The organism is Roseivivax jejudonensis, assembly GCF_900172265.1.
GTDB lineage: Bacteria > Pseudomonadota > Alphaproteobacteria > Rhodobacterales > Rhodobacteraceae > Roseivivax > Roseivivax jejudonensis.
On the sequence record NZ_FWFK01000008.1, the window covers coordinates 34,287 to 60,659 of the forward strand.

28 protein-coding genes are annotated in these 26,373 nt (G+C 60.8%); 13 read left to right on the plus strand and 15 right to left on the minus strand.

Annotated elements, in window-relative coordinates; translation table 11 throughout:
• Window positions 1–91: 91 nt before the first annotated feature.
• A complete protein-coding gene (locus ROJ8625_RS18300) occupies window positions 92–1,726 on the minus strand; it encodes a glutaredoxin domain-containing protein (protein ID WP_159456805.1) in 1,635 nt (544 codons plus the stop codon).
• Between the two features lie 358 nt (window positions 1,727–2,084).
• Here ROJ8625_RS18300 and ROJ8625_RS18305 point away from each other — a divergent pair, with 358 nt between their 5' ends.
• From ROJ8625_RS18305 to ROJ8625_RS18330, 6 genes are all read left to right on the plus strand, one after another.
• Window positions 2,085–3,026 (plus strand): LysR family transcriptional regulator, encoded by a 942-nt coding sequence (locus ROJ8625_RS18305; RefSeq protein ID WP_234984314.1) that lies wholly within the window; start codon window positions 2,085–2,087, stop codon window positions 3,024–3,026.
• 342 nt (window positions 3,027–3,368) lie between these two features.
• A complete protein-coding gene (locus ROJ8625_RS18310) occupies window positions 3,369–4,142 on the plus strand; it encodes a chlorocatechol 1,2-dioxygenase (RefSeq protein WP_085793379.1) in 774 nt (257 codons plus the stop codon).
• 89 nt (window positions 4,143–4,231) lie between these two features.
• Window positions 4,232–6,010: an FAD-dependent oxidoreductase gene (locus ROJ8625_RS18315; RefSeq protein ID WP_085793380.1), complete on the plus strand. Its 1,779-nt coding sequence runs from the start codon at window positions 4,232–4,234 to the stop codon at window positions 6,008–6,010.
• A complete protein-coding gene (locus tag ROJ8625_RS18320; protein WP_159456806.1) occupies window positions 6,007–6,945 on the plus strand; it encodes an MBL fold metallo-hydrolase in 939 nt (312 codons plus the stop codon). Before ROJ8625_RS18315 ends, ROJ8625_RS18320 begins: the two co-directional genes overlap by 4 nt.
• A gap of 141 nt (window positions 6,946–7,086) precedes the next feature.
• Window positions 7,087–7,872, plus strand: a complete 786-nt coding sequence (locus ROJ8625_RS18325; RefSeq protein WP_085793382.1) for a carboxymuconolactone decarboxylase family protein — start codon at window positions 7,087–7,089, stop codon at window positions 7,870–7,872.
• Window positions 7,873–7,875: 3 nt separating this feature from the next.
• Window positions 7,876–8,400, plus strand: coding sequence for a peroxiredoxin-like family protein (locus ROJ8625_RS18330; RefSeq protein ID WP_085793383.1), 525 nt, complete (start codon window positions 7,876–7,878; stop codon window positions 8,398–8,400).
• A 114-nt stretch (window positions 8,401–8,514) separates the two neighbouring features.
• Here ROJ8625_RS18330 and ROJ8625_RS18335 read toward each other — a convergent pair whose 3' ends face one another.
• The gene (locus tag ROJ8625_RS18335; RefSeq protein ID WP_200813341.1) at window positions 8,515–9,069 is read right to left on the minus strand and encodes a MarR family winged helix-turn-helix transcriptional regulator; all 555 of its coding nucleotides are present in this window, start codon (window positions 9,067–9,069) and stop codon (window positions 8,515–8,517) included.
• 21 nt (window positions 9,070–9,090) lie between these two features.
• Between ROJ8625_RS18335 and ROJ8625_RS18340 the strand changes: the two genes are divergently transcribed.
• Entirely contained in the window at window positions 9,091–10,041 is a 951-nt protein-coding gene (locus ROJ8625_RS18340) for a DMT family transporter (RefSeq protein ID WP_085793385.1), read from the plus strand.
• A gap of 300 nt (window positions 10,042–10,341) precedes the next feature.
• Window positions 10,342–11,169, plus strand: coding sequence for a DUF481 domain-containing protein (locus ROJ8625_RS18345; RefSeq protein ID WP_085793386.1), 828 nt, complete (start codon window positions 10,342–10,344; stop codon window positions 11,167–11,169).
• A 648-nt stretch (window positions 11,170–11,817) separates the two neighbouring features.
• Here ROJ8625_RS18345 and ROJ8625_RS18350 read toward each other — a convergent pair.
• Complete coding sequence (locus ROJ8625_RS18350) at window positions 11,818–12,222, minus strand: DoxX family protein (RefSeq protein ID WP_159456807.1); 405 nt, start codon at window positions 12,220–12,222, stop codon at window positions 11,818–11,820.
• Window positions 12,223–12,626: 404 nt separating this feature from the next.
• Between ROJ8625_RS18350 and ROJ8625_RS18355 the strand changes: the two genes are divergently transcribed.
• Complete coding sequence (locus ROJ8625_RS18355) at window positions 12,627–13,310, plus strand: isochorismatase family protein (protein ID WP_159456808.1); 684 nt, start codon at window positions 12,627–12,629, stop codon at window positions 13,308–13,310.
• 58 nt (window positions 13,311–13,368) lie between these two features.
• The gene (locus ROJ8625_RS18360; protein ID WP_159456809.1) at window positions 13,369–13,881 is read left to right on the plus strand and encodes a hypothetical protein; all 513 of its coding nucleotides are present in this window, start codon (window positions 13,369–13,371) and stop codon (window positions 13,879–13,881) included.
• Window positions 13,882–13,886: 5 nt separating this feature from the next.
• On the opposite strand, the gene ROJ8625_RS18365 is transcribed toward ROJ8625_RS18360, so the two are convergent.
• From ROJ8625_RS18365 to ROJ8625_RS18385, 5 genes are read right to left on the minus strand one after another with little or no spacing between them, the layout of a single operon-like run.
• Window positions 13,887–14,504, minus strand: a complete 618-nt coding sequence (locus tag ROJ8625_RS18365; RefSeq protein ID WP_085793390.1) for a glutathione S-transferase N-terminal domain-containing protein — start codon at window positions 14,502–14,504, stop codon at window positions 13,887–13,889.
• Window positions 14,505–14,513: 9 nt separating this feature from the next.
• Window positions 14,514–14,927 (minus strand): nuclear transport factor 2 family protein, encoded by a 414-nt coding sequence (locus ROJ8625_RS18370; protein ID WP_085793391.1) that lies wholly within the window; start codon window positions 14,925–14,927, stop codon window positions 14,514–14,516.
• A gap of 33 nt (window positions 14,928–14,960) precedes the next feature.
• The gene (locus tag ROJ8625_RS21535) at window positions 14,961–15,341 is read right to left on the minus strand and encodes an NAD(P)H-binding protein (protein ID WP_085793392.1); all 381 of its coding nucleotides are present in this window, start codon (window positions 15,339–15,341) and stop codon (window positions 14,961–14,963) included.
• Window positions 15,227–15,595, minus strand: coding sequence for an NAD(P)-dependent oxidoreductase (locus ROJ8625_RS21505; protein WP_159456810.1), 369 nt, complete (start codon window positions 15,593–15,595; stop codon window positions 15,227–15,229). The genes ROJ8625_RS21535 and ROJ8625_RS21505 overlap by 115 nt, the downstream gene beginning before the upstream one ends.
• Window positions 15,596–15,617: 22 nt before the next feature.
• Window positions 15,618–15,980, minus strand: a complete 363-nt coding sequence (locus ROJ8625_RS18385; RefSeq protein WP_234984315.1) for a DUF2852 domain-containing protein — start codon at window positions 15,978–15,980, stop codon at window positions 15,618–15,620.
• An 86-nt stretch (window positions 15,981–16,066) separates the two neighbouring features.
• Here ROJ8625_RS18385 and ROJ8625_RS18390 point away from each other — a divergent pair, with 86 nt between their 5' ends.
• Window positions 16,067–16,987: a LysR family transcriptional regulator gene (locus tag ROJ8625_RS18390; RefSeq protein WP_159456811.1), complete on the plus strand. Its 921-nt coding sequence runs from the start codon at window positions 16,067–16,069 to the stop codon at window positions 16,985–16,987.
• A gap of 288 nt (window positions 16,988–17,275) precedes the next feature.
• Here the strand turns inward: ROJ8625_RS18390 and ROJ8625_RS18395 are convergent, their stop codons facing one another.
• Complete coding sequence (locus tag ROJ8625_RS18395; RefSeq protein ID WP_085793396.1) at window positions 17,276–18,031, minus strand: MBL fold metallo-hydrolase; 756 nt, start codon at window positions 18,029–18,031, stop codon at window positions 17,276–17,278.
• A gap of 558 nt (window positions 18,032–18,589) precedes the next feature.
• Entirely contained in the window at window positions 18,590–19,054 is a 465-nt protein-coding gene (locus ROJ8625_RS18400; RefSeq protein WP_085793397.1) for an Lrp/AsnC family transcriptional regulator, read from the minus strand.
• Between the two features lie 109 nt (window positions 19,055–19,163).
• On the opposite strand from ROJ8625_RS18400, the gene ROJ8625_RS18405 reads away from it, so the two are divergent.
• Entirely contained in the window at window positions 19,164–19,796 is a 633-nt protein-coding gene (locus tag ROJ8625_RS18405; RefSeq protein ID WP_085793398.1) for a LysE family translocator, read from the plus strand.
• Between the two features lie 90 nt (window positions 19,797–19,886).
• Window positions 19,887–21,227 carry a hypothetical protein gene (locus ROJ8625_RS18410; protein ID WP_085793399.1) on the plus strand — a complete coding sequence of 447 codons (1,341 nt, stop codon included), beginning with the start codon at window positions 19,887–19,889 and terminating at the stop codon, window positions 21,225–21,227.
• Between the two features lie 370 nt (window positions 21,228–21,597).
• Here the strand turns inward: ROJ8625_RS18410 and ROJ8625_RS18415 are convergent, their stop codons facing one another.
• From ROJ8625_RS18415 to ROJ8625_RS18435, 5 genes are all read right to left on the minus strand, one after another.
• Window positions 21,598–22,374 carry an adenylyltransferase/cytidyltransferase family protein gene (locus ROJ8625_RS18415; RefSeq protein ID WP_159456812.1) on the minus strand — a complete coding sequence of 259 codons (777 nt, stop codon included), beginning with the start codon at window positions 22,372–22,374 and terminating at the stop codon, window positions 21,598–21,600.
• Between the two features lie 44 nt (window positions 22,375–22,418).
• The gene (locus tag ROJ8625_RS18420) at window positions 22,419–22,913 is read right to left on the minus strand and encodes a flavin reductase family protein (protein ID WP_085793401.1); all 495 of its coding nucleotides are present in this window, start codon (window positions 22,911–22,913) and stop codon (window positions 22,419–22,421) included.
• Between the two features lie 29 nt (window positions 22,914–22,942).
• Window positions 22,943–24,160, minus strand: a complete 1,218-nt coding sequence (locus tag ROJ8625_RS18425; protein ID WP_085793402.1) for an OmpP1/FadL family transporter — start codon at window positions 24,158–24,160, stop codon at window positions 22,943–22,945.
• A gap of 62 nt (window positions 24,161–24,222) precedes the next feature.
• On the minus strand, window positions 24,223–25,053 hold the full coding sequence (locus ROJ8625_RS18430) for an alpha/beta fold hydrolase (protein WP_085793403.1): 831 nt from the start codon (window positions 25,051–25,053) through the stop codon (window positions 24,223–24,225).
• Window positions 25,053–26,306, minus strand: coding sequence for an LLM class flavin-dependent oxidoreductase (locus ROJ8625_RS18435; RefSeq protein WP_085793404.1), 1,254 nt, complete (start codon window positions 26,304–26,306; stop codon window positions 25,053–25,055). Before ROJ8625_RS18435 ends, ROJ8625_RS18430 begins: the two co-directional genes overlap by 1 nt.
• Window positions 26,307–26,373 lie beyond the last annotated feature (67 nt).

Below are 26,373 nucleotides of genomic sequence, written 5' to 3' on the forward strand. Positions count from 1 at the left end.
GCTTGGTGGACACTATCCGACACTTCCTCGACTTCGGCAGGGCAGTCAGACTGGACGCCTTCTTCTCACGAGATCGCATTGGGCGCATGTTTCACCGCTGTTCATCGAGAGCCTCATAGCGAAGACGGAGCGTATCGAGTTCCAGATCGTGCTCGGCGAGAAACGCCGCGGTGTCTGCATCGACCTCCGGCCGCATGATCGACGAGAAACGTTGGACCAGGCTCGCCATCGAGCACACGACGATCAGTGTGATGAGTTGGTCTTCATCAAAATGCTTGAGCACCGGATCCACGAACCGATGTGGCGTCGCAAGCGGCGCCTGTGCGGACAGCCACGCGAAGACTAGCGCAGCGCGCTCTGGCTCTGTGAAAAGTTCAATAGCCTGGGAGTCTCTGATTGGCGCCATCGTCGCGCGAACCCGAAGAAGGCTGTTCTTCGTCCGGCCGGCGGCCACATACGCCAGATGACCTTCGGCGGCCGCGAGAACATGATGTCCTTTGGCGATAGCAGACACTCTGGCCATGAGGTGCTTCAGCTCGGAGGTGATGCCATTTGTGTCCTCGCCCGCCATGATCGTCGCGTAGAGGTGGATGTGGTTCGCGCGCAGCGGTTGCGGCCAGCTGCGCAGCCAAGCGGGTTCCGCGCCAAGCATGTTCTTGGCGTATGCTGCGGGTCCTCCGGCCTCAACGACTGAAGCAGCGTATTTGCGAACCATGTCTTCCTTCGTCGGTCCGCCCTCGGAGATGGGTTCGATCGGCAAGCCTTGTCGAGTGTCCACACCATGACGACCGGCAGAGAGCCCGGTTCCGTCTTGAGCTTGCCGTGCCCAGTCCGCTTCGACCTTCACGCCTGTCAGGTCATTGAACACGTTCAAAAACCCAAAGGCGGCGGCGATCATAGTGGCACTGGCGAAACACTCGTTGAACTCGCCGAACGGCATCCGCGCCTCTGACCAAGTGTGACGCACGGTCGCGACGGCTTCATCTGTGACAGAGTTCGTGGATGATCGGGCGACGAGATCGGCTAGGGCGAGTTCGAACGGGCCGAAGGGATTGTTCTCTCCTGCTTCTCCTCGTTTCGCCGCTTCGAGCTGGTTGACCGCATCAATGCTGTTTTCGCCGCCTGTTGTGGCGGAATGGACCTGGCAATAGCTGCAACCGTGCGCGTTGGACGTCGCGTATCCAAGTGCGGACATCAGCGGCATTCCGAGTGCATCGCGTCCTGTCCCGATGGCCGCGCCGTTGTGATCGTATACGAAAGCTTTGTAGGCTTCAGGCCAGCGATGAAGGTAGGCGAAAGTATTGGGCCAGAACCCGAAAAAGTCCTTGTACATGGAGAGGATCGGCCACTGTTCCGGGTCTTTGTCGCGCGTGCCATCGCTGGATGAGATTTCGTTCCGCAGCAGCAAGTCTTCTGCACCGTGACGGAGGTCTTCATCCGAAACGTCGTCCAGACCCAAAGAGCCGACTGACTGGCCCGCAAGGTCTGTGAGCCTCCCGGTCATGTGCAGCAGGGCGAGGTCCTCTGACCCGTTGACGTGCAAGCCGCCAATAAAGATTTGCGGCACCGTTGTGGAGCCGGAGAAGTAGACGCTGGCATTTGCGTCCCGATCGGACGCGATCACATCGTGCTGCGTGTAGCCCAAGCCGGCTTCGGCAAGCGTCTCCTTGGCTTGCGAGCAGAACCGACAATTCGGCTTCGTGAAGATGTCAATGTTGCCTGCCATGTGAACCTCCAAATGGTGTATACTTCGCAGCGACGTTCGCAAGTAGCGATTGTGGCAACCAGTGATCCGCACTGCTGAACAAGTCTGAGCTTTGCCATCCGGCGAAGACATCGCCGTGTCGCCGAAACGGCCGGCACCACAATGTGCAAGCTAAGTCTTTGAGGTAGTGGCTCTATCGCTGCTGGCGGAACAGAGCGTTCCGCTTACGCAGCAAGGGCAGGTGTCGGCCCTCAAGACGTTTCGAGGCCAAGACGATGCCGGGGTTCACGACGGCTTTGCAATATCTGCCCGACCCGATTGCCGTGCCATGCTACTTGCGGCAAGCTAGCGCCCAACCTGATGCACAGGGCGCATGAAAATGGAGTTTCGACAATTAAGGTATTTCGTCGCTGTTGCCGAAGAAGGCAATATTGGACGTGCGGCGCTGCGCCTCAACGTCTCTCAGCCCCCAATCAGCCGACAGATTCAAGCTCTCGAGCATGAGCTCGGCGCCACGCTGCTCTACAGGACGCCAAAAGGTGTTGAGCTGACTGAGGCGGGGCGCGTCTTTTTCGAAGATGCGCAGAAGGTTCTCGCGCATAGCAAGACCGCCATGGATCGCACCCGCGCGGCGCACCGCGGGGAACTCGGACAACTAGATGTTGGGTTCTTCGGATCGACAATCTATCAGGCCGTGCCGCAAGCGCTGCGAGCGTTTCGACGGGATCGACCGGAAATCGAAGTCTCACTTACGCGTATGGGTAAGGCGGAACAGGTCCACGCGTTGCGCGAAGGACGGATTCATGTGGGGTTCGGCCGATATTTTAATGATACAGACGGATTGGTGGTCGAGGCCATATCGGAAGAGCGTCTCTACGCCGTCCTGCCGGAGGACAATGTTGCGCCGGGACAGACCCAGACCGAATTTAGCGAAATCGCCCGATTGCCTGTGGTCCTATATCCGTCCGGCGACCGGCCCAGCTTCGCCGACGAGATAATTTCGCTTCTCCGTGCGGCCAAGGTGTCGTTCGAAGTGGCGAACGTGGCCTCCGATTCGTCGTCCGCGCTGGCCATGGTGGCCTGCGGTTCCTGCTGCACCATCGTTCCCGAAGCGATCGCCGCGCTCAGCTACCCGTCCGTGCGGTATCTGCCGATTGCTGATTGCGACACACGGATCCCGGCGGCGTGCATGTACCTCGAGCGCGACCGGGCGCCGGTCCTCGAAGAGTTTCTTCGCGTTCTGCGGGCTATTTGGGTTGGCCAACAGAGTATGAGTACGGATCGCGATCCGACGAACTCCTCATCGCGAAGCAGTCGTTGATACTTGCGATACGTTCCCGCTGACGTCGCTTCGTTTCTGGTTTTCCGCCGTGGCTGGACGCAGACCAGAGCGGCGACGTCTTGGCCATCGGCTCGGCCGGAACGGTGTTTCGAAGATCAGAAAAGGTGGCGATAGCTTTTGGCCGCTTGGACACGGGAGAGTTGCGGCGCTGACGCACCATCGTGTCGGTTAGGTCTGTTCTGATCACCGGTCGAACGTCCACCTCGGTTGATACCAAAGAAGTATCGGGGCGACCGGTTCAAAGTATTGGCGCGCAACTCGCGCGTAGCCGTAGTCTGCTCGACATTACATCCAACCGAAGCCGCGAAAGGGAGGATCGCAATGTCGGATCGGGTCAAGACCATCACCATGGACATCGTCGAAGCCGTGCGTGACGTGATGCGTAAGCACGACGTCACGTTCGCGGAGTATCGCGCGGGCGTCGGCCATCTCATCAAGACGCAGGAGGCGAAAGAGATACCGCTCCTCCTCGACGTCTTCCTTAATTCCACGGTTGTTGAAATCGAAAACAGGCAGCGCGATGGCTCGAAGGCTGCGATTCAGGGCCCCTACTTCCGCGAGGGCGCGCCGCGGGTGAATGACAGCCTTGCCATACGGCCGGAGGACGAAGATCAACCGCGCATGGTCATGCGTGGGCGCGTTACGGATCTTGGCGGTTCACCGGTCGCCGACGCGGTCATCGACGTCTGGCACTCAACACCTGAGGGCCGATACTCCGGCGTTCACGGCAACATCCCGATCGAGTACTACCGCGGGAAGATTACCACGGACGAGAACGGACGGTACGAATGCCGCTCGATTTTGCCGGTCCCCTACCAGATCCCGAACCAGGGTCCGACCGGGGAGCTTCTTGAAAAACACATGGGCGGGCATTCCTGGCGTCCGGCGCACATCCATTACTGGGTTCATGCCGAGGGCATGCGCGACCTGATCAGCCAGGCCTATTTCGAGGGCGACAAGTACATCGAGGATGACAGCTGCAACGGCGGCGGCACCGAGTTCATGGTGCCAGAAGCCTATGAGGATGGCGTCCGGGTCATGGAGGTCGACTTCCGCCTCGACCCGGCTGCGGTCCGGGCCGAAGCCGCCGAATAAGCCAGAACTCCCGCGACTTCGGTGGCGGGTGACCGGACTCTCCGGGTTGCCCACACCGGAAGCTGACTTGGACATAGAGGGAGGAAGTCTTGCAACAGCAACGCGAAACCGACGTCCTGGTAATAGGAACAGGCCCCGCCGGAGCCGCTGCGGCCGCGCTTCTCGCAGAACAGGGCGTGGCCTGCATGGTGGTCAACAAATACGGTTGGACAGCCCCGACGCCCCGCGCGCACATCACGAACCAACGCACGATGGAAGTTCTGCGCGATCTCGGCGTCGAAGACGAGGTCATAGCGAAAGCTACCCCCAACGATCTCATGGGCGAAAACACGATTTGCGCCTCATTGGCCGGAGAGGAATTCGGCAGGATCCGCACCTGGGGCACGGACGTGCGCCGCCGCGCCGATTATGACGCCTGTTCGCCCACGTCCATGTGCGACATACCGCAGAACCTGCTTGAGCCGATTTTGATCAACAAGGCCGCGCTCGGTGGCGCCAAGGTCAGATTCGACACCGAGTATCTCGGGCACGAACAGGACGCGTCTGGCGTTACGACGCAGTTGCGCGACCGTCTCACCGGGACAGACTACGACGTGCGTTCGAAGTATCTTATCGGTGCCGATGGAGCCAATTCGCAGGTCGTCTCGGACCTCGAACTGCCGCTCGAAGGGGAGATGGGTAAATCCGGATCCATAAACATGGTGTTCGAGGCGGACCTCACGAAATACGTCGCTCATCGCCCGAGCGTGCTCTACTGGGTAATCCAGCCCGGCAGCGACATCGGCGGTCTCGGAATCGGCGTCGTGCGCATGGTGCGGCCCTGGACCAAATGGCTTGCCATCTGGGGATACGACGTCGAAAAAGGCGCGCCCGAGATCAACGAGTCGTTCGCGCGCAAAATCGTTCACAACCTTATCGGTGACGATACGGTGCCGGTGAAGATCGAGGCGACTTCGACCTGGACCGTTAACGACATGTATGCCACGCGCTTGCATGATCGCCGGGTCTTTGCTGCTGGCGACGCGATCCACCGCCATCCGCCGACGAACGGGCTGGGGTCGAACACCTCGATCCAGGACAGCTTCAATCTGTGCTGGAAGCTCGCACATGTGCTGAAGGGCAGGGCGGACCCGTCGCTTCTTGACACATACACGACGGAGCGAGCTCCAGTGGCACGGCAGATCGTGACGCGCGCAAACAAATCGCTCGGAGATTTCCCGCCGATCGCGATGGCCCTCGGTTTGCCGCAGGCCGGTTCGGTCGAGGAGATGTACGCCAACATGGCAGCGCGGAAGAACGAAACGCCCGAGGCCGCGACGCAGCGTGCGGCGCTGCGCGAGGCAATCGCCGGAACCGACTACGTGTATAACGCTCACGGCGTCGAGATGAACCAGCGGTACGAGGGGCCCGCTATCGTTACCGACGGCTCCGCGCCAGAGGTTTTCGCGGATGCCGAACTCTATCACTTGGCCTCCTCGCGCCCCGGTGCCCCGGTTCCGCATTGCTGGCTTTGGCGGGCCGACGGAAGCCGGGTCTCGACCAAGGATCTTTGTGGGCGCGGCCGGTTTGCCATACTCACCGGGATCGGCGGTGACGGCTGGAAAGACTGCGCGCGCGAAGTTGCCGAGCGCCACGGAGTCGATATCGACGTGTGTCTGATCGGCCCCGGACAGGAGTTTGAGGACCACTATGGTGAGTTCGCCATGCTGCGCGGGACAACCGATAGCGGTGCGATCCTCGTGCGTCCGGATTTTCATGTCGGTTTCCGCGCGGTATGCTTCGATGCCGACGCCGTTTCGCGCTTTCACGACGCGATGGCGTCGATCCTTGGTGTCAAGCAGATCGACTCCACGGTGGCGGCGCAATGAAACAGGCACGCGGATGGATTCTTGCGTCAGTTTTTCTTGCCGCCGGCTCCTTGCCATCTTGGGCCGAGGGCATCGCGGTAACATTGCTTGGAACGGGTACGCCCGTCCCGTCGCTGGACGCGTTCGGGCCCGCCACGCTTGTCGAGGCGGCGGGGCAAACGCTTCTGTTCGATGCCGGCCGAGGGGTTGCGATGCAACTCTCGCATGCTGGCGTGCGCATCGGCGGCATCGATGCGGTGTTCCTGACCCATCATCACTCAGATCATGTCACCGGACTGGATGATGTGCTGCTGACCGGCTGGCTGCCGTTTCCTCCAGGGCGCCGGATCGGGCCCCTGCCACTCGTCGGCCCCCCGGGGGTGGGCGAGTTGGCAGAGGGTTTCGCGATAGCCTTCGCGCGGGACCGAGCGATCCGCGAGGCTTCACTCGGACTCGACCCTGCTGGAATGACTCTTGAGCCACGGCCCTTCACTCAAGATGGTGTTGTTTGGGAGAAGGGCGGGCTGACGGTCACGGCCTTTGAGGTCCCGCATGGCGAACACATCAAGCCGGCCTATGGGTTTCGGATCGACTATGCTGACAACACAGTCGTGTTGTCCGGCGACACGGCCTTCAGCGAGACGGTGATCGAACAGGCGACCGGAGCCGATCTGCTCGTACACGAGGTTTTTGCGGCCAACGCGGAGGTGAGCGCATCTCCTGCGGGCAAGGCGATCGCAAGCCACCACACCTCTCCGGAAGAAGCGGGCGAAGTGTTCACTCAAGCGCGACCCGCGCTCGCTGTCTTCACTCACGTCGCCCTCTTGCCACCGGCGCCACCGACACGTGACGAGGTGCTGGCGCGCACGCGGGCGGTCTATAACGGTCGCGTCGAAATGGGTCAGGACGGTATGCGTATCGTCGCGTCCGAAGATGGCATCCGGATAGTGAACTGACCAATGAGGCAGCTTTGAACCGACAGGCACACGGGTCGTAGGAATTCGCACTCACGGACCGACCCGAAGGACCGGCACCGCTTTTCGCGCGGTGCCGGTTCGAGACCACTGAACCGGAAAAGGATCCTGGGGCCAGTATCGATGAATGAAGTTCCATTCGCCAACGCTACACGAAGCGTGCTCCACAATACCGGACAGGCGCTGAGACAGCGATTGTTTGGACCGGCCCGGGATCTGACGCCTGTTCCGCCCGGGGCGGAAGAATGCCGAACCGAATTCGAGTTCGGACTCATTCAGGCGAGAGAAACGGTCGATTTGCGAACACGGTTCATTGTCTGGATTTCAGCTGCGGCAGTAACCGGAAACTTTCAGCGCCTGACTGTTCTGGCGCGTGGGGCCAAGGCCGCGGGCTTGCATGCAGACGCCATCGGCGAGATTTTCCTGCAAGTCGGTCTCTATGGAGGTCTAGCGAAGAGCGAGGCGATGTTCGCGAGTGTGCCCGACGATCTCGCGACGGTTCCGCGATCTGTGGTGCGGGACTGGCCCGGGGACTTCGTGGGCGCATCCTATCGCATGCGTGAGGAGCTCCACGGCGACCGGGCCACAGAGGGATATGCAGATCCTGCGAATTCGGAAACGTCCTCCATCTATGCGATCGTGGCAGATTATGGCTATGGATTAATCTGGACTCGCCCCGGTCTCGACATCCGCTCGCGCCTTGTCTGTGCGGTTGCAGCATTGGCCTGCCTGCCACAAGCCGCCCCGATGTTGTCGAAATTCGCGACGACGGCCCGAAACCACGGTTTAGCCGATACAATCCTCAGTGAGATTATCGTTCAAAGTGCGCCGTATTGTGGTTTCCCACAGGCCATCGCGGCACAACGTCTTCTTGCCACGACCAGGACCGCCGATTCAAATCGGAGCTGACCCTTGCCCCAGAGCCTTCTTCCTGGGCAAGCAACGCCCACCCTCGAATTACCGACCCTTGAACATGGCACGTTCCGACTGGACGAGAGCGAACCCGACTTTCTTACCTTGATCGAGGTGTACCGAGGGCTGCATTGTCCACGATGCAGGCGGCATCTACTCGCGCTGACCAGTGTCTTGCCGCGATTGTTCGAACGGGGTGTCGAGGTCATTGCTGTGAGCGCTGATTCCGAAGAACGGGCGCGCGAAGCGCGCCACTCCTGGGGACTGGGCGCACTGCGTATTGGCTATGGTCTCTCTCAAAAAGCCGCGAAAGACTGGGGGCTTTACATCTCGGACCCGATCCAGAACAGCGAACTCCACCCGTTCGCCGAACCGGCAACGTTCTGGGTGCGTCCCGACGGAGTCCTCTACGCTGCCACTTACAATACGACGCCGTTTTCGCGCGCTCATTGGACAGATTGGCTCGAAGCATTGGACGCGATACGGGCCCGGGACTATCCGCCGCGCGGCGGCCATAGATCCTGATCTGACTGACCCGCTCTAGTTTAGCGCCAGAAGAGAACGGCACAGCAAGGAAGCGGGTCAGTGGAGGTCGTGCCAACAAATGGATCGATCGATCTTGCGCGGAAGCGAGCGTTCTCATGCGTCGTCATGTGCGATGCGCGACAGGAGTGTCAGTAGAGTTTGCCGTTCCGTAGCGTTCAAGCCAGACAACATCCGTTCTTCAGCGGCGATATGTCCGTCTAGCATCGTGTCGACGAGATCGACACCCGCGGGCGTGAGCGAAACCAGCAGCGCGCGGCGGTCCCCCGGACGAGGGCGACGGAGAATGAGCCCACGGGCTTCCAGGCGGTCCAGACGCGCAGTCATTGCGCCGGTCGAAAGCATCATGTCCTCGGACATTTCCTTCGGGCTCATCGGTGCTTCGACGCCGTTCCGCCTCAGAGTCAGCAGCACATCCATCCCCGAGAAGTCGAGTTGGTAGCGATCAAGGTTCGGTTTCAGCCCGTCGGTCAGACGCTTCCCGGCGCGCCAGATCGCACCGCAGACCGCCATGCAGGTTGGGTCGAGATCCGGCTTCTGGCTTCGCCATTGGCAAAGGATCCTATTGAGCGACGCCCCTTGAGTCATAGGTACCTCCACATCGTTTAACTTGACATCAAACAATTTGACGCCAAGTGAGTAAGTGCGCATGTTACCACACGAGGCAACACCATGGCTAACCTGTTTGCGTCTTCAATCGGTGAAACTCTCAAGCCTCTGGCAAGTCTTGCGGGCGCCGGTGCCTGTCTGGGACTTTCCACGACGATGGCAAAAATCGCCGACTCGGCCGGGATCACGGGCCTGCCGTTTCTTGCCTGGTCGGTTCTCGGAGCTGCGCTGATCCTTTTTTTGGTGTCGTACCTTCGCGGTGACTTGCCACCCGTAACGCGGCGGACGGCGGAGTATTTTTGCGTGTCAGCTTTTGTCACGGTGGCTGCATCGAACCTTATTTTCTTTCTTGCTGTCCCACGTGTCGGAGTCAGTTTCGTGTCACTAGCGATCACGCTGCCGCCGCTTCTTACCTATCTCGGTGCGTTGATCTTGGGGATGGAGAAATTCATGCTCATGCGCGCGGCCGGGGTTTGCGCTGCATTGATTGGCGCCGCAGTCCTCGCAGTGGAAAAGCTCGGCGCCCCAGATGCCGACATCTTCTGGATTTGCCTCGCGCTGACCGGTCCGCTACTGCTGGCGATCGGCAATCTATACCGGACCGCGCGATGGCCGAAGGGCGTGACTGCCGAAGCGCTCGCTCCTGGTATGCTAGGCGTCGCTGCGGCCATGTTGTTCGCGTTCGCTTTGGTGCCAGATTTCGACGTTCGGGTGCCGCTCGACACCGCTGGACCTGCATTGTTGATCGCGGGCCAATCGCTCGTGTTCTCTGCACAATTCTTGCTGCTCTTCGTGTTGCAGAAGTCCGGCGGACCGGTCCTGCTCAGCCTGCTCGGTGCGGTTGGTGCGGTTGTGGCGGTTCCTTTCGCTGTCTTTTTTCTCGGAGAAACGCCCCCACAAGGGTTGGCAGTTGGCGCGGGGCTTATTGCGCTCGGGATCGCACTTGTCGCTACAGGCAAGGCCAAAGCGGATCGGCGCGAAGTGCGAAGCCGGGCCGAGCTCTCAACTTCGTAATGTCGCAGCCCCACAAGCGAGCCTGCGTGTGGTCGCCACTCGGAATCCTCGACCAAAGCCTCTCGACGGGGAATTTCCGGACGTCGTTCCGGTAGCGGAATAGGCTGTTTCAGTGTGACCAGTTTCGGCGACGTCACAGGCGGTTATTTACGAAACAGTCGCGCTGAGGGGGGAGTTCCGCTCTTTCCGAGCGCGATCGGACGAGGTTGAGGCCGTATGCGAAGATCCGACGAATTGTCGCGTGTCGTTGCTTAAAGGTCACTCGTTGCAAAGCTTTTCCGCCGAAACGAGGACAATAACATGAGAACTTCCTTCCTGGCATTGATTGCCGTAGCTGGCGTCACCTTGACTGGACCCACATTTGCCCAAGGCGCTTTCTCCAACACGGAGGTTGCCGAAGATCGCAACGAAGATCTGCGGGACGACATCGAAGAGGATTTCGATCGTGACCTGGACCGCTTCGGAAATGAAGGCCGGCAATTGGGATTTGACGGCTCTCTTTCGCTGCGTGCGACGGCAACGGACGGAAACACCGAGAACAGTGATGTGGGTCTCGGCGCCAATCTTGGTTACTTCGATGGCCGCAACGGTTACGAGCTACAGCTGAATTACACCTACAGCGAAGATGATGGCGACACGACCGAAGAGAGTCTTTTCTACGACCTCGAATACAATCGTACCTTCACGGACCGCGCTTACGGCTTTGCGAAAGTACAGGGGACGGTCGACGAGTTCTCGGCATACGAAAGTGATACGTTCCTAGGTTTCGGACTTGGCTACCGGGTCATCGACACGGGCCGTACGCAATGGTCGCTTCAGGCAGGCCCCGGGTATCGCGTTGCAACGCTGGACAGCGCTCTCGACGCGGACTTCGAGGAGGAGGCGCTCAGCGCATCGTCGAACTTCACCTACAACATTAACGAAACAACCTTCCTGACCAACGACACCGATATCATCAGTTCAGAATCGGACACCGTGGTGATCAACGAGATCGGTGTCAACGTTGCGATGAGCAATCGCCTTGCTCTCAGAACGAGCCTTGCCACGGAGTACCATTCTGACCCGCAGCCAGGTTTCGAGGACACGGACAATACGCTTGGCGTTTCGCTGGTCTATAGTTTGAACTAAGGCCTGTAGCCCAATTTAGGTGAGCCGTTCGGCTCACCTGTTTCTGGGACCGCCCGCAATAGATATCTGAGCGTCGGTGGCGTGCGATCAGACGTCACCGTCTTGCCAGTAGTCCCCGGCGGGGCGTTCGCGTCAATACATCGGCGTCATGCCCCTGAGCGACCGGAACTGTGTTGCGAAGTGGAAAGCCGAGCCGAAGCCAAGAAGCCCGTCAACCTCCTTCACAGACTTCTCTGAATTATTAAGCAGATCGCAAGCCCAGCAGGTTCACATCCTGATTAAGATGGTCTTCAAAGACATCCCGATTTCTCGGCGGAAAAGCTGTTGTAGGTGAAGTAGCTCAGCCAAGCCTTGCGCGCCATCTCTTCTGGATTGAGCGGCATGGTGCAGTGTTCCATGAGGCTTGGCCGAACGCTGTCAAGAAAGTCAAATCTCAAATGAAACCGTGGACTACGCGGCACAGCTTTTGTCGGAGCATTCCGTGAAAATTACCAGCTATTCGGCGCACAGACGTCGAAGAATAGGAAGCTTGAGCCAACGTAGAGGCATGACACTCGGTATTCACGGAAGTGGACGCGCCTCGATCATGGGTTGAGTCGATATTGCACAAAATTGGAGCAAGAACAAAGGAAGAAGCGGCCATTTCTGTCATTGCAGTAGATGGGCCCGCGATATACGCCTCGACCGGTGCCAGCGCTCCAGTGCGAGAAGAACCGTCAGACCGAGCAACGTCGCCGGCATCACTAGGCTGCCCTCGAAAAAGAATAGCTGAGCACTCACCGCGCCGGTTGCAACGATTGCAAGGATTGCTATTCCGAGCCAGATCGTGTGTGGCACGACGAGAAAAAAGGCACCGAGAAACTCGAGCGCGGCCACCGCGCGTGGGATCCAGGACTGATCGCCGAGCGTCGCAAACATCACCATCATCAACGGCAGGTAAAAGAGCTTTGCCAAGCCTGCGACCACGAAGGCGAGTGCCAAAAATAGTCTTAATGTGCCGGTGAACGTGCGACGCAAGTCGCCAACGTCTGAGTTGCTATGGTCCAACTTCATGATGCGTCCTCCGTCACGATGCGCAGATACCTCTTTCCAATCCGAGATTGACATTTCCTCGACACGATTCCAGCCGACCACCGGAAACACCGCGTTGCGCAATTGAAACGGAGGGGGGCCCACCCAGAGCTCCAGTGTCGGTGAGGGGTCTCGGACTGAGACGCGAACTCCTGGTTGACGTTCAGTGGCGGCTTCGAGCCGCTTTCACCGATGCTGCAGGCACGGGGAATGACAGCTTCGGCGCCGCACGACTGTCGTAGCTTGGCGCTTCTTGTTTGGCCGGCATTCCATTTTCCATAATGCCCCAATCCAAAGCCCCGTATTCTGAACGGTACCGGAAGCAATATCTGAAGCGCATTCGGTTCGATCAGCAAGATCGGACGGGCAACCAGCAGGAGCTTCCGATGACCCTACCGAGCGGCGAACTGACCCCCGACAACTGCGTGTTCCTGATGATCGACCACCAGGTCGGTCTTATGCAGTTCCTGAACTCCACTGACCCGATGCAGATGAAGAACAACATCCTCGGTCATGCCAAGACCGCCAAGGCGTTCGGGATCCCGGTAATCATGGGGACGAGTTGGCCGGACGGTCCTAACGGCCCGACGATGCCGGAGCTGAAGGCACTCTTTCCGGACGTCGATGTCATCGACCGGCCCTTCGTCAACTTCTGGAACGATGCGGCCTCGAAGGCGGCGGTCGAGGCCACAGGGCGCAAGAAGCTGGTCATCTCGGGCCTGGCCACCGAGGTCTGCGCCGCGTTTCCCGCGCTGGCAGCACTGCGGGAGGGCTACGAGGTCCACGTCGTCATGGATGCCAGCACCGATTTCAATCCGTTCATCACGCAGGTGACGATGCAGCGCCTCGCCTCGGCCGGCGCGATCGTGACCACCTGGGTGGCCGTTCTGGCCGAGCTGTCGGCGAACACGCAGGAGAACGGCCAGTTCATCGGCCAGTATCTCAGCGAACACATGGGCCAGTATTACGCCGCGATGAACAATTACCTCGGCGTGGCCGCGAATGCCGAGACGGTTCGCACGAATGTCGGCCTGAACGGCCAGCCGCCGATCCCGCTGGCCGGATTGTGATGGGGTCTAGGCGACTCCGCGCAGGTATCGGGATTCGTCTCTTCGGATCGGCTCCGGAATGAACGTGCGTCCGATGGATCGCGGTCAGCTTGCCTTCGCCTGGACCGTGATCGGCAGCGTGCTCCTTTTAGCATCTGTCCTGCAACCGCTCGTGTCGGCGCGACTCGCTGACATTCCGCCGGACGATCTGCTCGCCCCGATGCGGGAGATCGGAGGTGGCGAGCCGCTGCCGCCGGAAGTGACCGCTCTCTTCGCGGGCATGTTCGCTAACATCCGCTTCTCGCTCGCCTTCGCGGCGCTGAAGCTGGTGGCGGGTGCGTCGATCCTCTTCGCGGCCCGAAACCTTCCGGCACGATGGGCACGTGGTGTTCTCACGGTGGCTGCTGGTCTGGGCATCGCCGCTTTCGCCGGGATCGGAATCTTCTTCTGCTACTCGGCCGTGATCATCGCTGGCGCGATGTCGATCCCGCTGGCGGTGGCCCTGATGATGGCGTTCTTCGGATTGGTGGCCGCGGCGCTGCCGATCCGATGGCTCTGGCGCAACTTTCAGGGCCTTCGATATCTTGGCTGATCGACCTACGCCATATCTTGGCGTTCGAGAGCGGCAACTACGTGCGCATCCGCCTCCATCCGCACCCGGAACGCCGACAGGTGCGAATAATCGCCAGGCGTGAGCGGCGTGCCGTCGATCCAGCGCACGAGGATATAGAGATAGGGATCGGCTATGCTGCGCCGGTCCAGATACCAGCCGCTGCCGCTTTCCATCAGGCGCGTGTCGAGCCGCCGAAAATGTGCGTTGAGCTTGACATAAGTCACCTCGCGGACCTCGATCATGGCCGCGTCGCTCTTGGCGGTCCGCTGGGGGGCGAAATGGCCGCCGAAATCGGCATGGACCTCCGACGTCATGTAGGACAGCGCCTCGATCCGTCGCGCGCGGTCCAGTGGGTCGGTCTCGTGCAACGGACCGCCCGGCACCGAGTCCGCAATATAGGAAAGAATCGCCGCGGCCTCGGTCAGGATCTGGCCCGGCTTCAGTTCCAGCGCGGGAACCTGGCCCTTCGGATTGATCGCCAGATAGTCGGGCTTGCGATGCTCGCCGCGCTCCAGATTGACGATTTCGACCGGCAAGCCCGCCCAGAGCGTCGCGATGTTCGGTGCCAGCGCGCAGGTCCCTGGCATAGTGAAAAGGCGCATGGGGCGCTCCTACTCCTGGGGTCCGGGGTCAGTTCGGGTCTTCGCCCCGTGAAACGGCGCCGTGTCGGTGTAGACGCGCCAGTCCCGAATGCGCTCGCCGTCGAACCGGTAGATGTCGGTGCAAGGGATGACGATATCCGCCCCGTCACTCAGCCTGCGGAAATTCGACATGACCTCGATGATAACGATGCCGTCCCGCTCGATCATCATCTCGGGCGCATGGCCCGTCCATTCGACCAGGCGTCGCTGCCACTCCATGTAGCGGCGGATACCTGCGATGCCTTCGAACGAGCCGCGGCCGGAGACGTGATAGGCCGCATCGTCGGTGAAGAAATCGGCTGCTGCGCCCCAATCCCCTGTGCCGACATGCCGTTCCATCTCGGCGACGCGGACGATCAGGGGACCTTCTTCGATCAGTGCCATTCCAGTCCTTTCCCGACCAACCGCCCGACCGGCTCAAGCCTTCGAAATCAGGATCTCTTTACCATCATAGGACCGGTCGGACACCAGAGACACCAGAAATCCCGCGACGCTCGCGCGCGAGACGGTGGTGGGCTGCGGTTCCTCGCCGGGCTCGGTCATCCGCCGCAGGCCCCGGCCCTCGCGCCCGTCGGTCAACTCCGCCGGACGCACGATGACCCAGTCCGGCAAGCCGGAGGAGCGAATGACCGCCTCCTGCGCGGTTCGATCGCGCAGGATGTGCCGCTGCAGTATCGGCGCGATCAGCGTTCGGAACGGCCAGCGGAGTCGCCCACCCCGATGCTGGTTGTCGCGATCAGCCTCGGAGTGCCGGCCTCCTGCATCGCGGCGACCGCGTTGCGGGTGCCGCTCTCGCAGATATCGGTGTCTTGCAGGATGGTCCGGCGGTTCACCGGCGCGCCGAAGGTTAGGATGACGACGTCCTGGCCAGTCATCGCGTCCGCGACGTCGCTTGCCTTCGTCACGTCGCCCGTGAACGGGGTCAATCCCGGTCGCGGCGCGAGGCGGTCCGGTGACCGTGCGAAGGCCGTCACCGCATGACCGGCGGCGAGCGCCGCGTCCACGGTGAGGCGACCGACCTTGCCAGTGGCGCCGAAGACAAGAACCTTCACTGGCGCGCTCCGGGCCGAGCGCTCATCTCTGCGATCCCTTCCTCTCGTCCATAAACCGGTCGAACTCGTCGCGATCCCGCGCCTCGCGCAGACGCGCACGGTAAGCGTCGAAGGCCTTCGCCTCTTCGTCGAGCCGGGCCAACGTCTCGTCGCGATACGCGTCGAACGCCGAATTGCCGCGTCTTTTGGTCTCCTCGTGTCGCCCGAAGGCGCAGGGCCCCATTCCGAACGGGCCGCGCATCATGCGCCACGGCATCGGCATCGACCACATCGGGCCTCTTCCACGACCGAGGATCGTCCAGGCGAAGACCGCCATCGGGACGGTTATTGTCAGCATCAGGAACGCGGCGAACAGAAACGCGGGAAAGAAAGTAAATTCCATCATGTCCATCTCCTTTGTTGCGACGAAGATGGAGACCGGCCATGATTTCAAAATGGGCAACCACAAAATGGGGCGTTGATGGAATTGGAATGCTGTTCCAGACGATCTCCGACGCTCGGCTGCTGATCGCCGTCGCCGAGGCGCCCAGCTTCGCGCAGGCCGGCCGGCGGCTCGGCATGCCGCCCGCGACGGTGACGCGGCGGATCGCGGCGATGGAGGATCATTCCCGCGTCAAGCTCTTCGAACGCTCGACCCGCGCGGTCCGACCGACCGAGGCAGGGCTGGTCCTGCTCGACCATGCGCGCCGCCTCGTCGCCGAGGCCGACAGCGCTGAGATGTCGATGGAGACCCTGCGCGACACCCCACGCGGCTGGATTCGCATCTCCGCGCCGGTCATGCTGGGCGAGACGCTTCTCGGTCCGATCATCGGCGCGTTCCTGTCGGACCATCCGGAATGTGACGTGTTCCTCGACCTGTCGAATGCGCCCGTCGATCTGGTGGCCGAGGGGTTCGACGTGGCTGTCCGCGTCGGGCCGGTCGGCGAAGGCGACCTGGTCGCCCGCAAGCTCGGCACCGCAGGCGCGGCGCTCTATCGTAACGCCAGGTCCAAAGCCGACCCGCTCGCCGCGATCTCCGAACTGGAGGGACTGCCTTGCGGTCTGCTACGCAGCGCCGAGACCCGAAAGAACAGCCTGACGATCGCCGATCCAGACGGCCAGCTCCATCACGTCAGCGTCAAGCCGAGGCTCATCGGGATCAACGCCCAGGCCATGCTCGACATTGCCCTGGCAACCGATCTCGTCGTCGTCCTGCCCCGGATGGTCGCCTATCCGGCGGTGACCCGCGGGACGCTGCGCTGCGAGCTGCGCGATTGCACCGCGCAGCTTTCCGATGTGTCCCTCGTCTTTCCCTCGAAACGTCTCATGCGCCCGATCGTGCGGCAACTCGTCGATCATCTGGCTGCCAACCTGCCGCCGCTACTGAAAAAGTACGAGTATCCAGAGACGTGAGAGGCGCGGATTGCGAGGTGCCCGCCTCGGCGTCTCAAACCTATGTCAAGATCAAGCGGACCTTCGTGACCCCTGCGGCGAAAGCCCACTCCGTCCGCGCTGCAGTCGTTCGGCTCAAAAATTCCATGGTCAATATTGACCAGGCATTTCGGTATCCGCATCCAACGCGCAACGCCGCGCACGACTTGCGTTTCGTGCCATTGTGGAGGTGGTATCGCGCGATCTGGTATTGCTTTCCTCGAAACACGACGACGATCGTGATGTGCTACCCCGCGGTGCAAATCGTTTCTATCTCTTCAGCTTGCCGGTCATAACAGCGTGCTGGAAAGCGGAGCCGGTTACCTCGTGACCATGACCTAGGTGAAGAAGTGTAGGTCGCTTTCTGCGGACACGTTCGATGCTCTTGGCCAGCTGCAGTTCGTCTTGGATGAAATAGGGGAGGTCGACAGTGTCGTGACGGGCATAGCCGCCGCGCAGCAGATCCCCGACGAAAACTGTCCCATCAGCGAGTTCGACACACAGATGTCCTTTCGTGTGGCCGGGCGTGTGGAAGATCCGCAGGGGATAGTTGTCACGACCAAGCGTTATTGTCCGATCTTCGAAAAGTGTCACGTCTGGCCGGAAGCCCGGGAAGGTCCGCGGCATGAAGCCTTTTAGTAGGTGCGCCATCGTGCCGAGAGGCCGGTCAAACTCGCTCCGCCCCCGACGCAAGGAGGAAATCTCGAAGTCGTGCGCAATGACCTGCGCTCCCCAAGACCTTTGCAGGCGCCTGGCGTTTCCAGCGTGATCCGAGTGCGAATGAGTCAATATTACGTGCTCGAGATTGTCCTTTGTCACGCCGTGCCGTTCCAGAAGACTTCGCAGTCGGCCAAAAGCAAAGTCTGCGCCCGTATCGATCAGCGCGAAGCTCTCGCCCGATCTCACAAGAAACGCGTTGGACACGAAAAGATCCAGGCGGATGATGAGAACCGGTGATTTGCGACGAGGGTCGCCGGTTCGAGAGGGATCGGTTGTCGTTAAAGGCGCATCGTCGGTCTGGATCATGGTTCTCACCGCAAGACGTTGCTGACATGAAAAATTCAGCAAACCGAATCATCGATCGGCTGGAAGAAGACGGACATGCTGTCCACGCGCTTGAATAATCTTGCACGAACGCCGCTCGTCGGCAGTGCCCTCCAGGGGAATGATGTGTTTCATTTTTGGCGCTTTTGATGCTCTTTTCGGACAAATGCCTCTGGCAAAGTGGGAAGCCAAGGCCTTGATATGCAGCGTCGCGTCGCCATCCAGGTCAGCTTGCCCGAAAGATTAAGATACGGGCGGGGCTGTTCCGCATATGCAGTGGTACATCCGCATACGTGCTCGTTCGTCGAAAGCGCGACAGTTTGCCGGAGCAAGGCGGAGCTTGGTGTCGTTCTCGCGGTCGGCGGGCGCCCCTCCTCGCGGCGGTGACGTCTCGGGCTGCCCCATCCGATTGGTCGTAGAGTGCATCAGAGCAGCGACGTTTCGCGTATACTTCAAACAATCAAATTATCGCGCAAATACTGGCGATGTCGCGGCTGATGGCCGCCTATTGTCTTGAGTGCTCTTGGACGGCGGGATGGTTCATTCTGCGTTTGTCGCAGGAGAAATGTGTAAGGCGGCCGTCTCCTTGACCGTCCGCATGGCGAAGACGGTCTCCGTCGCGGAGACGGCCGCCTGCGGCTTAATGACGTTCGTTAGGAACTCTTGGAGCGCCGCCATGTCGCCAACGCGCAGCTTGGCTAGATAGGAGTGCGGCCCGCTGATGTGATGAAGCTCCTGCACCTCAGCATGCGCTGCAATTGCTCTGACTGCCTTGTCCTCTCCCTCATGGCTCATGTCGATAAGGACGAAAACGCACAAACCGGCGCCCACGCGGCGGGGATCGAGTTCCGCCCGCCAGCCGAGGATCGACCCGTTGGCGACGAGGCGACGCACCCGGTCGTTGGCCGTAGACGCTGGGAGCTTGAGACGCTGCGCGAGGTCGGATGCGGAGAGGCGTCCTTCCACTTGGATGATTTCGCAAATCTTGCGGTCGATGTCTTTCATGATCGAATAGAGTGCGGATTTCTCCCGACTTTGTCAATAATCATCCGATTTCTGCTTGATTTATCGGATGTTTTCCGGATGATAACCGCGAAAATGGGAGACTTTCGGTATGCCGGCCTTCGACGCTCTTCTCACCTTCACGGTTGCCAGCGTCGTGCTTTTGGCCGTCCCAGGACCAACCATCGCGCTGGTCATTGCTCGCTCTTTGTCGGAAGGGCGTCGTGTTGCCTTGCCGCTTGTCGCGGGCGTCGGGCTTGGAGACCTTGTTGCGGCTTCGGTCGCCCTCGCAGGCGCAGGGGCGCTGCTGTCAGCATCGGCGACCGCGTTCACAGTTGTGAAACTCGTCGGCGCAATCTACCTCATTTGGGTCGGTATCCGCTTGTTCCGGTCTGAGCCGACCTCGCCGAAGGACCTTAGCGGCGATTTCGCTGGAACAGGAGCCGCTGCATTTCGCGACGGCTTCCTGGTCACAGTTTTCAATCCCAAGGGCATCTTGTTTTTCGTCGCATTCGTCCCGCAGTTCGTCGATCCTGCGGCAAGCTATTTGGCTCAGGCCGCTGTATTTGTCCTTCTTTTCTCTAGTCTTGGCGTCATCAACGGTGCTGTATATGCTATGGCGGCCAGCAGGATGCGGCTCGTCCTGCGCTCGAAAGTAGCGATGCGCTGGGTGAACCGAGCAGGAGGCACCGTGATCTTGGGCGCAGGGGTGGCCGCGCTTTTCGCCCGCAGATCTGGCGCCTAACCACCGTTGTGGCGGCTCAAGAGATCTCATGCGCTTCAACACGCATCACCGACGCGCCTCTGGCCCGCCATCGAGCTCGCACAGGACGCCATGCCCCGACCATACTATCCCGATTACATTGTTTCGCAGATTCTCCTCGGGGCGGCACCTGCTGCGAGTTTCCCGGATGGTTGGGCGGTTTCGCATCGCGAACCGTTTGCTTGCGCCCTGATCGACTGCCTTGGAACGCTTGGCGTTGAACCGCTCGACCTGCAGATGGTTGACATCACCGTGACCTGCCCAAGGGCCGGTCGTGGTGGCTTCTCTTTGCAATGGCTGCCCCGAAAAAAGCTGAGCCTCGACGCCATGGTAGCTGCACAGGCGAGCGCCCAGATCACGGGTTGGGCCACGAGCGGTCGACTGGGTATCGGTCGGGAAAGTATCGGAGAGGCAACAGCCCTCAGGTTCATCAATACATCCCGAAACGCCGCCGAGTTGCTCGGGGCGTGGACGATGTCCGCGCTTGTGCCTGTCGTGCGCTCTCATCGGATGGACACGCGTCATATTCAGGCCGAACTGCGAGACGTTTTCGGTGATGAAGCAACTCGGCAGCCGTTCAGTGTTCCGGTCGATGACCGTTCGCACATGGGATACCTGCCGATCGAAGCGATGGCGATTGCAGAGAACCTCTCCGGGCTCGAGCGGCATGACAGTGAAAGCCTCTGGTCTGGCTTTGCGACATACGCCTTGCCGACCCGCACAATCCTCCGGGCGCTCGAACCATTCGAGTTCGACGACGCGACCGAAATCCAGACGCTCGACTTTATTGCCGGAAGCATTGCCAGCACTCTGGCGCAGTATCGCCCCGTCCGTATCCACTGGGTCACGCACCAGCACGCTCCGAGCTTGCAGGCCCTTATCGACCGCCGGCGCGTTGAGATCACGCACGCGCGCGAGAAGGAGCGCGCGAAGAGGCAGGTCGACCTTGAAGCTGGCCGCGCGGCAAGCGCAGAGACGCTACTGCAGCGTCGCTTCCGCAGGCTGCCAGCGCACCAGAAGGAGGGCATCGAGCCCGGTTCCGGAAACTTCGATGCTCTACAAGACGAGAAGCTGCTCGAGGAGGCGCGGTTTCGGTCCAACGAGGCCATTGGCGTGCAGTATGGTGTTTCGGCGAGCCGGGTCGCCACGCGGCTGAAAGTGCTGCATGCTCGGGAGCGGGCGAAGAACAAGCCAAAGGATGGAACGCCAGCCCGAAGTGTGCGCCGTCCCGTTCCACCGGTTGCAAGCCATCTCGATCGTGTCGCGCACTTCCAGAACCTACCTCACGCAGAGGTCTTGCGCTTGTCGCGGTCGAAGTCACGAAAAGCGCTTATTCAGGAGTTCGGACTTACTCCCGCGCAGGCCAGTCGACGGATCCGACAAGCAATCGAATGGGAAAAGCGATATTCCTAAAGCTCAAGAAGATGTCGCCGACTGTCGACGACATCTTTGCGCTTCGTAAACTTGAAAATATCTGAAGAACGTGTTGGCCGGCTCAAACGCGTTGTTCTGACAAATTAGATTTTGGAGATACAACCTTCGAGAGGTAAGAAGCTCCGACCCAAATGTAACGGTCTCCTCACAAGAAGTGGTGGCGGGCTCTTGCATCAATGTCTGATGTGACGGCGGACCACTAATACCACAGCTCGTCGGGAAATGGCTTTCCAAAACGTTTCTGGAAGCGCTATCAGCGGTTTGGGGCGGTCATCTGGGTTCATTGCATAATACGCCCATGCAGCCGTTGTTGGATATCAGCAGCAGGATGTTGTGATGACGTAGTCTCTCACCAGTGTCCGAAGCAGAGTGTCAGCGACGATCCTGCGGTATGTGCCGGTTCATTCGGAAGTTTAAGGAACACGGCAGTTTTTCCAACGACAAGATTGCCGGATGCTGAGCCACATCGAACGGCATACGTGTCTTCAGGGAGTTGAATTACGTCGGCGGGCCATTGCAGCCGTAGACACCCGTTGGTGACCTTCTCCAGAACGATTGTTTCGACCATCCAAGACGCTCCGAGGAGCTTCGATGCACACCGGACGTCCCCACGAGCAACTTGCGCGCGTATCGACGTGCTCGACACGCGGCTGCCGAGCGAAGAAACATTGCGCACAACCTCTACATCGACACCGTATACTGATCCCCAATTCTTGAGCCAGTCTGCATCACCGGCGCGGCGCGCGCCGAAGCGGAAATCAGAGCCGAGCACAACGCCGGACACGCCGAGCCTTTGACGCAGAATGGCGTTGGCAAATTCGGCTGGCGTCTGCGCGGCAAATCTCGCATCGAATACCGGCTGGTAGACGTAATCGAGACCAGCACTGGAGAACGCCATCAATTTGCTTCGAGGGCAATGCAACCTGAATCCGGGCTCCTCTGGCGCAAAGTACTGCCTTGGATGCGGCTCGCAGGCCATCACGCCGACGGGGCGATCTCCTGCAAGACGCCGTGCGGCGGCAATCAGGCTGCGATGCCCAAGATGAAGTCCGTCGAAATTGCCGAGAAGCAATACGCCGCCACGCAGATGACGCGGAACCGGGCGGGCATCATCGAGTACGGTCAACGCGTCAACGCCTCGTCGGGAAAGACGGCAGGGGGGCAAGGCCGTCACGCGGCGCGTCCGAGTTCACGATAGCCGCCGCCGTAGTAGAGCAGGGGGTCGCCGTCGCTGGAGTCCCACGTCACGATCTCACCGAGCAGGATCACGTGGTCGCCACCGTCGATCAACGCGTGAGGTCTGCAATCGAAGCGTGCAAGACATCCACCGAGAACCGGAGCACCCATGGCATTGCTTGCGTATTCGAGGCCGGCAAACTTGTCGGAGGATGGGCGGCAGAAGCGATCCGCCAGCGGGCGCTGCCTATGCTCCAGAACATGCACTGAGAACGCAGAGCAAGATTCGAATGCTTTGCGGGACGGAGCGTTCCTCATGAGGCTCCAGAGCAGGAGGGCGGGATCGAGAGAGACCGAGGCGAGAGAGTTGATCGTGACACCCCACGGGTTACCAGCCGCGTCCCGGCAGGTCACTACTGCGACACCGGTGGTGAATTGTCCGAAACATTTGCGAAGAGACCGCAATTCATCGGGTCGTTCTGCCATCATTATTCCTTTCGTTCTCGCTTGTCCGAAACTCAGAACCGGCGGGTGAAGCCGACGAGCAACTGGACTTCTTCCATGAATATTTCCGTATCGTTGCCCGCGGCGCTGAAGGCGTTGCCGTCTCCCGGATCGGTCTGGCTGGTTTCGGGCGCCCAGCTTGCGGCGAAAGAGAATTCCCGGTCGGGTGTTCCGTCGGGCCGCCAGCTGAAACCGGCCGAGACCACGTGCTCGGTAATTGTGGGCGCCAGTGCATTGGCAAAGCTGTTCTCGTCTGGGATCTGTGAGGGGGAGTAATTGTAGCCGCCCCGAACCGTGAACTTTTCTGAAAGGTCGTGTTCAAGGCCGAGGGCAATTGCCCATTGGTCCTCCCATCCGAACCCTCCATCGACAGTCTGGCCGCCGAGGATCTCGGTGTCCTCGTAGAATGTATAGCTGACGTCTGCAGCCACGCGCGTTGTTGGTGTGAACGCGTAGGCCATGCCGACACCAAGTTGCGCGGGCACGTCGATGGGGCCGGAGAGCAGGTCGTCGTATTTACCGTGTTCCTGGAACCAGATCGGCGAGGCGGCGTAGGCGCCGAGGCTGACGGGGCCTTCCTGGTACATCAACCCCGCGCGGAGGCCGATGCCCATGACGGTGGAGCCTTCGCCGGCATTCTCCGGCGCGGTGAACGCCTTCGTGATGAAGTCGGTGTCGAGGTATTGCGTGCCCACGACCAGAGACGCTCCGAATGACAGCGTCTCTGTTGCACGATAGGCCAGCGAGGCGTTGAGCGTACCGACCAGGATCATCGCCTCGGTGTCAAAATTGCCGGCGGCGCCCGGGGCGGAACGGGAGACCTTGTAGTCGGTCACGCCGCCACCCCAGTCGCTGCCGGAAAGCCCGAACGTCAGGTTCGGCGTGATCCGGCGCGATAGAGCGATGGTGCCGCGCGGGTAGACATCGCCGCGGCTCTCGACCTCATCTCCCGGAGCGAGGCCGGGATTGGTGAGCGGGCCGGTACCACCTGTAAAGCCGCGCCGAGGCAGATAGAGCCCGCCGCCGATGCTGTAGCCCGGCCGCGAAAACGCCAGCGACGCGGGGTTGCGCAGCGCGTCCTCGGGGCCTGACGCGGTGGCGATGGATGCGCCGCCCATGCCGCAGCTTGCGACGCCGTAGCAGTAGTAGAAGAGCCCGTTTTCGGCCCGCGCCGTGGCAGGCAAAAAGGTCAGCGCAGCACATGCGCCAGCAAGTACGAAACGAATTGTCATGTAAATCCTCCCTTGGATTGGCGGATGCCGAGCAGCCTGCTCCCGCCCGGCACGCCTGTTGTTCAGGCGACGCCGCGGGCAGCGCCGGCCGGTGCCAGAAACGGCAGCGCCGCCTCGATCACCGCAGGACCACTCTCAAAGGAAAGTGCGTGACCCGCGTCCGGTAGGCGCGTTATTTTTGCGTCTTTAAGCGCTCCGGCGAAAAGATCCGCATAAGTGATCGGGATCAGCCGGTCCTCGTTGCCCCAGATGAGATGGACGGGCGCGGTGACCCGATGCAGCCGGCTCTCGAGTCCCTTTTCGGGAAGCGGCCAAAGGAACTTGCCAGTGACGCCGATGGACCAGACAAGAGCGGCAGTCTGATCGGCGGCCACATCGGGGTCGTCCGGCGGCGTGAAGATCGCCTTCGCCGCAGGACCAGCCGGATCGGCAAAGAGCATCGCAGGCATTGCCTCAGGCGGAGCGGCGATCCAATTGGCGATGGGGATGTCCTCTCGCCAGATTCCAACAGGGGCGAGAAGTGCCAGACGAGAGAACAGGTCCGGGAAATTTGCCGCGAGCTCGAGCGACAGCATGCCGCCGAAGCTCTCGCCCATCACCGGCGCACCCGCGAGGTCCATGGCGCGGATCGCCTCCTCGTAGATCAACACGAGGTCCCAGAGCGAGCCGATTTTGTGGATCTCCCTGGGCCGCTCCGGGTCGGTGCCCGGGAAATGCGGCGCATGGATGCGGAAGTGCTTGGACAATTCAGCGAGGAACGGTGAATGTCCGAGCCCGGCGGCGGGATGCAGATAGATCAGGTCGGGACCGCGCCCCAGGCTGCGGAAGGTAACCTCGACCTTGTCGTTCCAGACGCTTACTGTGCGCGTGTCGGTGTCGGCAGGGAAATCCATCAGACGGCCTCCTTCATCGGTGTGTTGGTCTCGGGGCGGGCGGCGCCGCCGAGCGCTTCGGGCCACCAGTGGTGATCGTGCCCCTCCCAGAGATCGCGAAGTTTCGGCATCACGCGGTCGGCGAAGAGGTCGATGTTGGCCTCGGCCAGGTCGCGAGGCATCGAGCCGAAATGCAGCATCGCGTGAAGGTTACCGATGCGGAACTCGGACAGGGTTTCGCGGAGCTGCTGCGCCACGGTCTCGGGCGAGCCGGCGATGAGCGCGCCCGAGTCCACCAGATCGCGGTAGGTTGCGGTTTTCATCTGCGCGTAGGCGCCGAAATCCTTTGGATCCCGGAATATGAATTCGAGGCCGCGAATATCGATGCCACCCGGCAGGGCGAGCTGATTCATCGGGATCGCGCCGAGCGCCTTGCGCGCGAAGTATTCGGCGTGCGGCGCATAGAGCCGTTCGGCCTCGGCATCGGTCTCAGCGACCGCGATCATCTGCATGAAACCCATCTGGTACGGGTTCGTTTCGACTCCCATCTCGGCGGCGATGTCGTAGAACCTGTTGAATATGCGTGGCCCTGTGGCCTTGGTTCCGAACCAACTGAAATAGTTGAACCCGAAGCCGCGGGAGAGCACGAATTTCATTGTGTTGGGGTTGCCGATCCCGGTGATCCAGACGGGTGGCTGGCTCTGCAGCGGGCGCGGCCAGATGTTGACGCAACCATGCTGGGAGAAGCGGCCGTTGAAGGCGAAAGGTTCGGGGTCGGTCCAGGCGCGCAGAACCAATTCGAGGTTCTCGTCGAAGCGTGCGCGGACCTCGGCTGGCGGCACGCCGTTGTTCATGCTGGCGTCGTAGGCGAGGCCGACCGGGAATCCGGCCACGAGTCGCCCGCCCGAAATGCAATCGATCATCGCCATCTCTTCGGCAACGCGCAGCGGCTCGCGCGCTTTGCCCAACGAGCGGCCGAGCGGATGAATGGCGGTGGCGAGGCCCTCGGTGTCTGTCGCGTGGGCGAGCGCCGAGCAGATCAGCGACGGGTTCGGCAACATGTCGTAGGCGCTCTGGCTGTGTTCGGTTACGGCAAGCCCGTCGAAACCCCGCCGTGCGGCGTGCATGTATTGACCGAGTGCATCGCGATACGCTGAGCGGACCTCTTGCGGATCGACGAGCGCATAGGGCGTGTCCACGGCGGCGCCGTGATGCGCTTCAAAGTCGGACGCGAAGCGGCGGTAGGGAATGAGCTGGAAATAGTTGATCTTCATGCGGTCCTCCCGGTCCTCCATGTGATGGACACGAGAGAAGCATGATCACCGCCTGACCGGTTTACGA